Source organism: Sphingobacterium sp. (assembly GCF_039596235.1).
Taxonomy (GTDB): Bacteria; Bacteroidota; Bacteroidia; order Sphingobacteriales; family Sphingobacteriaceae; genus Sphingobacterium.
On sequence record NZ_JBCNKE010000010.1, the window covers coordinates 61,231 to 74,150 of the forward strand.

Sequence of the window (12,920 nt, forward strand, 5' to 3'; positions counted from 1 at the left end):
TGAGCAAGCTAAGAACATTTAATATCCAAATTTTGCCAAGCGCGCATACATCTCCACAAAAGCACATTGGTCCAGTAACCATTTGGATTTTTTAGGTTTCTCCAATGTCCAATCTGCATCAAACAGTCCATCCTGATCACGCATTTTGTGCCATGCCCATTCAAGGTTCTTCGCAAAAATGTCCATATATCTTTTATCGCCATTTTGTTCGAACAGGCTGAGATAGCCCCGCATCATCACGGCGTGAAACCATACATTACTATTCTTTAATACCGGAAAATCTATTCCCTCCCTGCGCTGAAAAAAATAGCCTAAGCAGGCTTCCGCAAGCTGCTCCGCATCTATCAGATACTTTTTTTCTTTCGTCAGTTTATAAAGCAATGCCGCCGCTTGCAGCATCTGCCCCGAATTATAGGAATATTTGGCTTTACCTATCCCGCCGTTTAGCTGTATATTATCCCAGTACAGCTTGTCATTCGGATCTTGCAGACCTGCTTTTGTCCATTCATATAAACGCCGGCCTTCATTGAGGTAATGCCTCTGTTTCGTCGCTTCAAACAGTTTTAAGGCAAACACCGCTGCCGGAGCATTGGAACAGGTATTCTTGGATTCTTTTTTCTGCTCACACCAATAGATCCCCCCGCCAAGCTTATCGTCTTCACCGCTCTTCACAAAATCCCAGATCTCCTTTGCGTGTCGTAAATAATCGGCTTTTTTTGTCTGTAAATAGCTGTCGGTAAAATCAATACCCAACCATATATTATCGTCGTAAAAACGGTCTGATGCAGGTGCCGAATTGATATACGAGGCATAGCCCACCGGTGAGCGTCTGTCGTCCCTATAGGCCTGTAGCCCTACCAGCACCTGTTGATCCAATACCTTCTGCTGTCCGGTTTTATCCGCTGACAGTTCCATCAATGCATTTACCGCGGAGAAGCTGCCCGAGAAAGGCCAGAGATAGGCATATTTTTTCTGCTGCGCCGCTTGTTCGGTATTATTCAGATAGTCTGCCTTAAAATTATCGTCAAAGGGGTATTTTTCTGTCAATAATTTGTTCTGGGTGGATCTATATTTTTCATAGATCACATCCAGGCTCTTTTTCGCCCGATCAGAAAACGTTTCTTTTTTAACCTGTGCTTGTAGGGTCAGACAGCCTAATCCTGTCAATAGAAATATCGTCCGTATCCAATTTATTTGTTTCATCTGCATCTATTATTTTACAGGAAGCCATTGGATACTAATGCGCGTCCAATGGCTTCAGGATTTCCAATGTATTATTTTGATTTAGGTTGATAGCGCGCCAGTCCTTCAAAAAGCATCGCTGCACTGGCGTAGGCTGAAATCTCACTATTACCGATCGGTGGCTGCGCCCAGGAAGAACCAAACAATAGCGTAGGCAGGCGGGTTCCCTTGGTCCAGGCTATTTTGCCATTGTTGACCAAAAACTTCTCAAACTTAGCGCGGTAAGCTGCATCGATTCCTTCCAAGTTGAGATATTCAATAAAATACCGGATAAATATGCCCTTAAACAATGCTCCATCACCATTTCCCTCATCGCGCAGAATATTATTCCCCACATCGATACAACGGGTAATGGTGTAGTAACTGATTTTCTGGGCATCGACCAGATAGATCTGATCATTGGTAATCTTAAAAAGCTCTACGGCAGTACCAAGAAAGGTTCCCTGATTATAGGTCAATGTGGTCAGATCAACCGCATCTGTCTCCCCATTGACATTATCGTATACAGCACCCGAGGAGGGGTTGTATAAGGTTGCTTTCTGCCATTCATAGATCTTTTTGGCCCAGGTCAGATAATTTTGATCTTTTGTTAAATTATAAAGCCTCGCTGCGAGGATACTGGCTGGTCCATTGGAACAGGCATTCTTGCTGTATAACATGTCTTTGCGCCAAGCCAGCCCCCCACCGGCATATTGTTCATTCCAGGCCTTCGTGATATCGGTCCATAAAAGCAGCACGGCATCAAGATATTTCTTTTCTTTGGTGGTCTCGTATAGCCGCAGCATGGTCAGGGCATTCCACTCCATATCATCGTAGAACACATTGTAGTAGCTGTTGCCATTTTTCACTTTGACCCCTTCAAACCATTTGCTGAAATAGGCACTGTATTTGGCGTCCTTCGTCCGTAGGTAGGCATCGATAACGACGTCCATCGCATGGGCGTTGGGCCAATATTGAAATCCCTGATCGGACTGATTGATGGCGTTGTTGAAATACCCCGCTTCATTCCAGAAACCGGAGATCATTTTATCCGATACCTGCGTAGCCACTTCCGCCCAGGATTCCTGAATCGTATCGTCATAGAGATAGGTATCTTCCACTTTTGTACACCCAAACAGTAAAAACAGCATGGATGAGATCATCACTATTTTCTTCATTATTTCTCCCCTTTAATTTGGAACAACGGTATGTGTATAATCTTTATCTCCCTGCAAAATCATGGTGATTTTTGTCGGATGTCCGTCTACGGCATCCACAAATTTCCATTTGTCATCCCATTGCGAAAGATTAGGTAGTATACGCACAAAGTAATACGATGGAGCTGATGAACCGTTTGGCGGGCTGTCGGTACCATTTTGGGTTCCCAGTTGTATGGTCTCTGCCTTTCCTGCCCTGACCGTTTCCATCTGGAACTTATACCGTTGGTCGCGTCCCCAGCTTTCCTGCTTAAAGTTGATGACGCCCGTCGCTGACCAGGTACCCTTACCCTGATAAGGGAGATCCAGTACTACTGCTCCGGAAGGTGAGAAATAAACATCCATGCTTTTGATTTCCGTATAGGTAACTGTCGCTACATTAAAATCAATCCGGATTCGATATACCGCTGTCTTGGCAATGGTATTGCTACCGCTCTCGCCTTCTTTTATCTTGGTCTGATCTTCGGAATAGAATACACGTCCATCTGCTGATTTGCGATCCGTAAAGATATATTTTTTACCGGCCTCCAGTTTTGTAAAAACCTCATATTCGCCATTGCCAACAAGCTTAAACGGAATGGCCTGCGCAATAGCGGCACCGTTCTCAGCTCCCTCACCGGTCACAAACAATTCGTCCGGAATATCTGCAAAACCTTCAAGCGTTTTGATATTGAGCTTCTTTTTGACTTTACTCAGCACACGTTTCATACCCCGTATGGAATACACAGACCAACTGATGTCACCACTTGTACCTGGCTCGATCCCAGCTTTGGAGGCCACCTGGTTCAATATTTTGTGACTGATATTCGCCCCGTTTGAATTTCCGTTATTGTCCGAAGTGACCGTATACAGTGGCTGGCTGAAATCACCGTTCACCTTGTCAAAAACAACTTCATACTGTGCCGCTCCCCCATCTGCGACCAGTGCAGACTCCCATTCGAAATATAGCGCGGCAGAACTCGAACTTAATAATTTGACAGCCTTCCCATCTGCAGGGGCATATAAATTTTCCACCGCAGAGACGTCCGCATCCGAATATTTCATATCATCTTTTTTGCAGGAAACGATGCCCCCAGCAAATGCGAGCATTGCCATAACTTTAAAATACCATTTCATGTCTTTATCTTTAATTTTGTAGTCCAAAACGTACAGTGTTCACTGTATCGTTTGTAACGGTTTGTTTCAATTAAATTTTAGTTTGAATAACCCTGATTATTGGGCAACAGATTTTTATTCAGGTCAATCTGTGTCCTTGGTACGGACCATAGATAATCCCTGCTCTCGTCAAATCGCCGAATATCCAATTTGATATAGCTATTGTTGCTGCCATATTTGGCACCGTTTACCTGTCCGTCCAGATAGGTTTTACCGGCTTTCCAGCGCAGGATGTCGTAGTAGCGCAACCCCTCTAAAGCGAGTTCGCTCCGACGCTCATTTCGCACGACCGTTTTCAGATTACCTGTACCCGGAAAATCCAGCGCCTTACTGGCTATAAAGCCCGCTCTTTTGCGGATAGGTTTGATCGTCATATCCCATATAGCTGCATCGAGTTGCCCCAGCGCCTCTTTCGCTTCGGCATACATGAGCAGGATATCGGCATATCTGAACATAATAATGTTGAGTCCGGCATCGTATTTTACGGTTGCTGTCACATCGTAATATTTCTTGACATAATAGCCGGTCGCAGACGCATTGGCGCTGGCCCCCTGGTACTCGTCCAGGCGCTCTTTGTCCGTTCCTCCAGACCCCGGTTTGATGAAAATCTTGCGGACGGTGCCATCAAAATCTGTCCATTGACCGCCGTGGAAAACAATTGTTGCCGCCATACGCGGATCCCGGTTAACGTAAGGATTATCACTGTTGTAATTCGGGTCTGTAGCTATGGTATTTCCGTCTAGGGTGATATAGTTGTCAACAAGACTTTGCAAAGGAGCATAACCATTCAGACGTGCCTGGGCAGATATCGGCGCGGCATCATACAGTTTATTCCAGGTTTTCAGTTGGGGTACGTAGCCATAATCCAGAATGACCTCTGAATTATATTCGTTTGCTGCGGCAAACAGTCCCGGATAACTTTCGAAAAGGGCGTATGTTCCAAATTCAGCTTGTTTCTTGATCAGATTCTCGCAGTACTGTACGACTTTGTTCCAATTGCCCTCATAGAGAAAAGCACGTGCCTGAAAAGCCGAGGCCGCGCCTTTGGTAATTCGGCCCCTATCATCGGCAGGCAAGCCATCTTTACTGGGCAGATCGGCCATACATTCGTCCAATTCCTGATGGATAAATGCCATAACCGTTGCCTTGGCAGTCCTCGGAATGACTTTGGACTCCTCCAGCGAGATATCTTTGGTAAAGAAAGGAACATCGCCATAAAAATTGACCAGTCTGAAATAGAGGAATGCACGGATAAAACGTACTTCAGCAATACGGCGTTTTTTGAGCGCAGCATCCACGCCGGGTACACGCTCTATATTTTCAAGATAGACGTGGCAGGTCTTGATACCGCCATAGAGATCCGACCATTCCGAAGCAAAACGTCCCAGGGTAGGGTCTGCTGTTCCATTGCGGATAGCCCGCTGGTCTGTATTGGAACGTCCCTCAAAAATATTATCGCTTAACGCTTCATCATTCCATAAGCGGTCGGCTGAAAAGAGCTGATTATAGGCCATATTGACCATTTTCTCTGCGTTTTCTGGATAATCCCAGAAGTTTTCATCTGTAAACCGATCTGTTGGCAAGGTATCCAACTTATTGCAGGAAGTGAAATGGACAACAGCCATTAAACTCAAGCCTCCTATAAGTAAATTATATAGTTTCATCGCATAAATCGTTAGAATTGAATATTTAATCCCCCGCCGTAATATTTCAATGTCGGATAATTACGGGCGCTATTGGCAGATCCTCCCATGTTGGAATCAAATTCGGAGGACTCCGGGTCTATCCAGGAGTTTTTGCTCAAAGCCAGCAAATTCTGGGCGTTGACAAAAAAGCGTACACGTTGTAAGCCTAATCTGGAAATGACATGCTTTGGTAATGTATATCCTATTTGCAGATTTTTCAGACGAACATACTTCCCATTGAAAAGATAAAGATCGGAGTCCTTTCCAAAGTTATTGGTGGATGCTGTAGATCCATTTGCAGTAAGTCTGGGCCACTGGCCATCAATATTTGTCGGTGTCCAGTAGTCAAGTTGATGCTGATAAATGGCATAAGAATAATTCTGGTGAAAGGGTTCGATCAGTTCACCCCGGATCATCATATCCCGTTTACCAACCCCTTGCCAGAACATACTAAAATCAAAATTCCGGTAGCTGAGGTTATAGGTCAGGCCAAATGTAAACCGGGGAAATCCGTTCCCCAGCACAAACCTATCCCGGGCATCGATTATTCCGTCATTATTGCGATCTACATATTTGACATCGCCAGGGCGCAGATCTGCCGCTGTGATGCCACTTGGCAAGGCTGAAGTCTCTATATCCGAAATATTCTGGAAGAGTCCGGCCATCTTGTAGCCATAATAGGAATTGTATGGTAGACCGACGCGCGTCAGTTTGGTAATATTATCTACGGTTGAAATCCGGTCATCTCCCGGCATCGAGACAATCTTATTGTGGCTATCGCCCATATTGGCATTGATCTGATGCTGAAACTCGCCAGTAGCAATGCGGTAGGCCAGGTTGATTTCCCAGCCCTCATTGTTCATTTCGCCCAGATTTTGGTTTTTCAATGTGGTTCCGAATGCAGATGGAATCTGTGGTGCCATTAGGATATCGACTGTACGCTTCTTAAAATAATCAAAACTTGCCGTCAGCTTATCCTGAAAAAAGGTAGCATCCAGGCCCACATTGAAATTATAGGTTTTCTCCCAACGTAAATCCAAGCTGGCATATTTGAATCCCGAGGCGGCTACTGGTTTGTTGTTAAATCCATAGCTATTGGGATAGGATTCATACGTAAAGTAATACGAATAGTCGTCCACCGCCTGATTTCCCAGTACGCCATAGGTAGAGCGGATCTTGAGGCCACCGACATGTTCCTTATACCAGTTCATAAACTGTTCCTCCGATGCCCGCCATCCAAGTGATCCGGAAGGAAAGAATCCCCAACGGTTGGCTTTGGAGAACTTAGATGATCCATCATAGCGAAAGCTGAATTCGGCAAAATACTTGCTCTCAAAATCATATCCGGCACGACCGAAGAGCGAATTGATACTATTCTGTAAAGTTCCATTAGGTGTAACACGGGCACTGACGGGGTCAATAACTGTTCCCGTGGTCGGTGTCCCCAGTACAGGATCGGTAAACTTCATTTTAAGTTCGTTCTGCCTCCGTGTATAGGATTCATTGGATGCCCCGATCAAACCGGAAACATGATGGCTGCCGAAGGTCTTGTCGTAATCCAATAGCAGCTGAAAATTCAGCAAGGAGGCTTTTTCGTTAAAATCCTCAGTATTGCGGTCCGAATTGACAAAGACCTGTGGCTGCAATGCATCCGGCGTAGAATATAGCGGTACCTGAATCCGTCTGATAAAGCGGTGGTCGGCATAAATATCTGCACCAAAAATACCACGCAGTTTCAAACCGTCGAACAGCTTTGCCTCGAGGTTCAGATTGATGTTAAAATAATCATTGTCATGTTTAATATAACCACCCTCATTGAGTTCAGCCAGTGGATTCTGATCTGTCAGGGCGTTATTGACAAGATATTTTCCATTATCGGCCTGCATGCGATAGTAATAATAAGAAGGGAGGCGGGAAGCATTGATGATAGCGCTTCCGGCGGTATTGCTCATATTGTTGTTGCGTGTATACGCTAAAATCGAAGTCAGTTTAAAACGTCCGATCTCGGTACTGAGGTTGGTACGCAAGTTATAACGTTTTATCCCAAAATTCTGTCCTACAAAATTGCTGGGCTGGTTATAAAAGCCTCCTGAAAATAAATAAGAACTTTTCTCACCTCCGCCCGTTACGCTGATATTATATTTTTGCTGAAACGAATTTTGCATGATTTCCGGCAGATTCCATTTCTCCATATCCTGATGGGCATACAGATCAGCAATTGCCGCCGGCGAAAATTGGGGATCCATTCCCGAATTGGTGAGTGCGAGGTTACGTAAGGTCGCATTTTCATAGCCAGCAACGGGAGAAAATAAAATTTTGGGTTGTTGCACTCCCCACTGTGTCCCAAGCGCAACCGAGGGTTTCTGATTTTGACGCCCCTTTTTGGTAGTTACTAGGATTACCCCATTTGCCGACCGCGAACCATAAATGGCGGTGGATCCCGCATCTTTGAGCACTGATACTGTTTCGATATCGTCGGGATTGATCTTGTTGAGCGTTCCGCCTTCGGTGATGATTCCGTCGATCACCACCAAAGGGGCATTGCTATTTACCGTAGATATTCCCCGGATATTGATGTTCATTGCGTTATCGTTTGGATCCATGCTTTTTTGTTGAATGGTCAAACTTGGAGAAGCCCCCTGAAGAGCCTGTGTGACGTTGCCTACGGGTCGGTCCTCAAAGGTCTTTGCGCCGATCTGGTCCACAGCACCAACAACACGCTGCCGGGTGGTGGTACCATATCCGATCACGATCACTTCCTCCAACTGGCTATTGCTGCCTTTCATCTGTATATGCAACTGTCCCAGCTGTTCCGTAGACATCGCTGCAAGCTCCACTTGCTGCAAGTCATATCCGACAGAGGAAAAAATCAATGTGGATTTTGGAGAAAGGTTGCTGATCGTAAAACTACCATCAGCAGCGGTGGAGGTTCCAGAAGATGCATTTCCTTTGACGCGAACAGAAACGTTGGCCAACGGTTCACCTCGTTCATTGGTCACCCGCCCCTTGATCGCTGTCTGAACCGTAACCGCCAGAGGCTGTCCGGACGAGCTTGGAACCGCAGACCGGGGTTTGTCACGAATGACGACAGTCTTGTTATCCAGCTGATAGGACAGCGGCTGATCGGCAAAAATCTGGACCAATACATCGGACAACAGACGGTCTTTAACTTTTATATGGACAGGTTTGGCGGCCGACATTTGCCGTTCTGTATAAAGAAAATTGTAGCCTGTCTGTGACTTGAGCTCCTTAAATATTCTTTTAAGGCTCATATTGGAGTATTCCAATGTTACCTTTTGTGCAAAAGTCGAAGCGCTAACCTGCATAAAAGTAACCAAGATAATTATGGTCGTCAATCGCATAATAAGCCATAGTTTACGGAATAGCAAATACGCTATCACCTTTTTTCTGATATAATTTTGATACATTTGCAAGGTTTGAATTGCACTATATTCGAGTCGTCCAAAACAGAAATATAGTGCATATTGGATAGTTAAAATTTAATTGTCCCAAACAGCAACCAGATCCCCCGGGATCCTGGTTGCTCTCTTGTAGTCCACCATTGTGACTATTCGTTTTTTATAGTTCTATTCATCGGTTTATTTTTCTTTAGGTATTTATAATTCAATTATTTACACATAATTAAGGAAGAACATAGAGGGTTTTCCCTTCAATCCGAAAATGGACTGCCCCCGTATTTTCAAGCATTTTCAAGACTTGCTTTACATCATCAAAACGGGAGATCCCCCCTCCGAATTTTTCGCTTGTCTTTTTTCCCTGATAGACGACATCCACTTTATACCAGCGTGCTATTTTGCGCATTACACTTTCGATATCATCCTGATCAAACATAAATTCATGATTGGTCCACGCAACGATCGGAGCTGTATCCACCTGTTGTATTTGAAGTATACCTTTGGCATTGAGACTGGACTGTTGTCCCGGGAGCAAGCGCAATTTTTGGTTGCTGGAAGAGACTTCGACACTACCTTCCAAGAGGGTCGTCCGTAAGGCCGGTTCATCGGTATAGCTATTTACATTAAAATGGGTACCCAATACCTCGATCTGCTGACCGGAAGCCTTGACAATAAAAGGGTGTTTGGGATCTTTTGCTACCTCAAAATAGGCCTCTCCGGTCAATTCCACTTCCCTTTTCCCCTGAAGCGCAAACCGCATCGGATATTTAAGGGATGAAGCGGCATTGAGCCACACCTGCGTGCCATCCGGAAGTTTAATCCGATAGGTTTCTCCTTTGGTAGTCGATAAGATATGATTGCCGGCTCCATCGCCCGCATTTTTGTCCACTTCGTAAATCAACAGTCCATCACTACTTTTAGAGATCTTGATCCCCATTTCAGCTGCAATCTGTCCATCCATGATTTCCTGTAGACGAACCTGTTTGCCATTTGCAAGGGTTAAAGTCGCAGATTGCATGCCAGGTGATATCAATTTCTCATGCTGCGTTTGCTGGGATACGGTATTGTCAGTTCCGTCAAAAAACCACCAGCCAGCAAAGGATATCCCAATAACGGTAGCTGCAACAGCAGCAATACGTTTCCATGGCCGGAATGATTTCACTTGAGGTTTATTCATCTGTGCATGGAGCTGTTCCCATGTATTATCCAATACCAGCAGGACTTCGGGATCATGAAGCAGGTTCTGATCAACCGGGTCATCCAGGACTTCTTGGATCAGCTCCTGTAGCAGCGTTCGGTCTTCGCCAGATTTTATATAAGACAGAAAGGCGCGGGAATCTTCCTCACTGAGCTCCCCATGTATATACTGTCTTAAAGTATATTGAAGTATTTCTTTTTCCACAATTGGTTATCCTCTTTTTAGCTAATACACTTCAGAAGCAAGGATCATCTGCTCCCTTCGCAATTTTATTTTATATTTTTTCAGCTTAAAGAAAATAATAGGCTTAATGATGCTGGAGTAGGATAAAAGAGGCTATTAACAGCGCGGGCTTATCCAAAATTGCATGTCTTTCTTTGATATATTTTGTGGCTTTTACAATGTGGTCATTGATTGTAGAAGTCGATATTCTTAATAAAGCACTTACCTCAGCGTAGCTTTTGCCTTCGATCTTACATAACCTGTAGATCAGTCTCCGTTGGGGCGGAAGCTTTTCTATTGTTTGGGACAGCCATTGTTCGTCCTGTTTTTCGTCTAATTGTTCCTCCACATGACTGTATAACTGTGTATTGTGGAGACTAAGGTAGGCTTGAACCTGCTTCTCCAGGTTATTTTTACGGATAAAATTATATACGGTGTATTTAGCAATCTTAAACAGGTAGGATCGAAAAGACTGTTCGGGATCAATCAGTTCCCGCTTATCCCATACTTTTATAAAAACTTCCTGTAAAAGCTCAGCAGCATCCTGTTCGGATTTGACCATTTTACGAATGTTGAGATAGATCCGACCGCTATACAAGGTATAAATTTGGCGAAAAGCGGTTTGGCAGCCCGAACGCAAGGCCAACAGCATCTCCTTTTCTTCAATATGATCATATCTCGGTTTATACATTGTCACTCCGGTGAAAATAAAAAAAATGAATCACCAAATCCCGGACCTTTCTATCATCGTTATGACAAAATAGCAAGAACTATCCCCTTCGTTGAAAAGTAAAAAACGCTATAGTTTTATCGTATTTGGTTATCCATTATCCGTCTGAGGTCACATTCAATAAATAAATTAATTATCGCCATAAAAACCCGACAATAAAATGGTGTTGGCATTCCGAAAAATTAAGTTTCCAACAGGCCTCTTTTTTTTATTGATATTCCATAAGACCGGATAAAACAAATATAAAAAAACTAAAACGGTTTTGCTTATTTCAGAAGAAAATAAAAAAAGGATGGACATTTGCTTTTTTTTACGCTTTCATAAATGTTACAGATTAAACTTTGACGGAAGATGAGGAGGTAACAACGTATGAATTGGTTCATATGATCTGGTACCTTCATAGGGACTTTATAGGGACCTCATTCGGACTTCATTCGGATAAAAGCATATAAAGTCTGTTTTAAGTTCGAATAATATACCCATAAAATTAGTATTAGTTAGTAAGCAATCTTCAACTTGTTTCCTTAAAAACCAGAAAAAGCCAGGTCTCACGAGGCTTAAATAATTTTTTGTCCCGCTAAGCTCTTACCAAACTTTTAAACCCCTCAGGTTTAAATATAATCGTAGCTACGCTATCCGTAATAGACTTCATTGGAATAAAATCAATGTGAATTAGCATTTCTCATTTTATTTATACTAACTTTATTCCTTATAAGCCGGCTTGACATGGAAACTAAGATACTAACTGACAGACTATTACTGAAACCCATCGAACTATCCGACCTTCAAGATCTATATCATCTCAGAACCAATCCGCAAGTTGCCAAGTACATCCAAAGAGATGTCAATAAAAATATCGACGACATCAGGCAGTTTATAGCGCTCGTCATAAAAAATAATTTTTACTTCACGATCCGTACCCTGGAGCGGAATGAATTTATTGGAACAATCACCTTATGGAATATTGACCGAAGTATAAATTATGCAGAAATAGGTTATGAGCTGCTGCCAGAATTTCAGGGTAAAGGATTGATGAGCGAAGCTGTAAAAGCCATGCTAGATTATGCTTTCAATAAAGCTGGCTTTGAAGTTATTGAAGCACATACACATCGCGAAAACACAGCATCCCGGAGACTTCTCGAACGAGTGGGTTTTAAACTGTTACCGGATAAAATCGATCGGGATAATTTGGATATTGTTGTTTATGAAATAAATAAAACGGAGCCAGAAAATGCTTTTTGATCAACTAATATAATTCAGTAAATTCATAACGGCATACATACGGAAAACAAAGGATGAAATTCAGCTTTTTAATTATATTGCTACTGGCTTATAGCATTGGCTACGCACAGCACACTGAAATTGACGTGTCAAAAAAAGCCAGGATCAGCCATATTATCTCGCTATTTAAGCAAAAGAACTTTGATGATATTTCAACGATCATAAAATACCCATTGAAGCGGGAAAATCCTATTCCGGACATCAAAAACCCAACGGAATTTAAACAACGGTCTCATGAGATTTTTGATCAAACACTTATTGATCTGATCGCCGGTTCAACAACCGAGCAATGGACTGAAGTTGGATGGCGGGGTATCATGCTTGATCATGGTGCTGTATGGATCGATAGCGATTTAGGAAAAATAACGGCTGTAAACTATCAGAGTCCTGTTGAAAAGCAATTAAAACAAACATTGATCCAACAACAGAAGGATCATATCCACCATTCTTTAAAGGAATTTAAAAATCCGGTATATACGATACGAACTAAAAAATACCGCATCAGAATAGACGAACTCACCAACGGTAAATACCGATATGCTTCATGGAAAATCGGGAGCAAAGAAAACGCGCAACCTGATATCATCCTGAATAATGGCGAACTGGATTTTAATGGAAGTGGCGGTAACCATGTCATTACCTTTAAAAACAGGAATTATAGCTACAAAGTATACCGGAATATTCTTGCCGAAAAAAATGCAGCAGATATCACCCTGGATGTGGAAAAGGATAACCGAAAGATCTTGAGCCAACACGGCACATTAATAGCAGATTAAAAAGACTGTTTGCTAACTT

9 protein-coding genes are annotated in these 12,920 nt (G+C 43.2%); 2 read left to right on the forward strand and 7 right to left on the reverse strand.

Going from position 1 to position 12,920, the window contains the following annotated elements:
- Positions 1-18: 18 nt before the first annotated feature.
- From ABDW32_RS19215 to ABDW32_RS19245, 7 genes are all read right to left on the reverse strand, one after another.
- A complete protein-coding gene (locus ABDW32_RS19215) occupies positions 19-1,203 on the reverse strand; it encodes a glycoside hydrolase family 76 protein (protein WP_343565325.1) in 1,185 nt (394 codons plus the stop codon).
- 71 nt (positions 1,204-1,274) lie between these two features.
- Positions 1,275-2,399, reverse strand: a complete 1,125-nt coding sequence (locus tag ABDW32_RS19220) for a glycoside hydrolase family 76 protein (RefSeq protein ID WP_343565327.1) — start codon at positions 2,397-2,399, stop codon at positions 1,275-1,277.
- Positions 2,400-2,411: 12 nt separating this feature from the next.
- The gene (locus ABDW32_RS19225; protein WP_343565329.1) at positions 2,412-3,554 is read right to left on the reverse strand and encodes a SusE domain-containing protein; all 1,143 of its coding nucleotides are present in this window, start codon (positions 3,552-3,554) and stop codon (positions 2,412-2,414) included.
- A gap of 77 nt (positions 3,555-3,631) precedes the next feature.
- Positions 3,632-5,257, reverse strand: a complete 1,626-nt coding sequence (locus ABDW32_RS19230; RefSeq protein ID WP_343565332.1) for a RagB/SusD family nutrient uptake outer membrane protein — start codon at positions 5,255-5,257, stop codon at positions 3,632-3,634.
- A gap of 11 nt (positions 5,258-5,268) precedes the next feature.
- On the reverse strand, positions 5,269-8,640 hold the full coding sequence (locus ABDW32_RS19235; RefSeq protein ID WP_343565334.1) for a TonB-dependent receptor: 3,372 nt from the start codon (positions 8,638-8,640) through the stop codon (positions 5,269-5,271).
- 280 nt (positions 8,641-8,920) lie between these two features.
- Positions 8,921-10,096 (reverse strand): FecR domain-containing protein, encoded by a 1,176-nt coding sequence (locus ABDW32_RS19240; RefSeq protein WP_343565336.1) that lies wholly within the window; start codon positions 10,094-10,096, stop codon positions 8,921-8,923.
- 103 nt (positions 10,097-10,199) lie between these two features.
- The gene (locus tag ABDW32_RS19245) at positions 10,200-10,805 is read right to left on the reverse strand and encodes an RNA polymerase sigma-70 factor (protein ID WP_343565338.1); all 606 of its coding nucleotides are present in this window, start codon (positions 10,803-10,805) and stop codon (positions 10,200-10,202) included.
- Between the two features lie 765 nt (positions 10,806-11,570).
- Between ABDW32_RS19245 and ABDW32_RS19250 the strand changes: the two genes are divergently transcribed.
- Both ABDW32_RS19250 and ABDW32_RS19255 read left to right on the forward strand, forming a co-directional pair.
- The gene (locus ABDW32_RS19250) at positions 11,571-12,086 is read left to right on the forward strand and encodes a GNAT family N-acetyltransferase (RefSeq protein WP_343565340.1); all 516 of its coding nucleotides are present in this window, start codon (positions 11,571-11,573) and stop codon (positions 12,084-12,086) included.
- Positions 12,087-12,139: 53 nt separating this feature from the next.
- Positions 12,140-12,901 (forward strand): hypothetical protein, encoded by a 762-nt coding sequence (locus ABDW32_RS19255; protein WP_343565342.1) that lies wholly within the window; start codon positions 12,140-12,142, stop codon positions 12,899-12,901.
- Positions 12,902-12,920 lie beyond the last annotated feature (19 nt).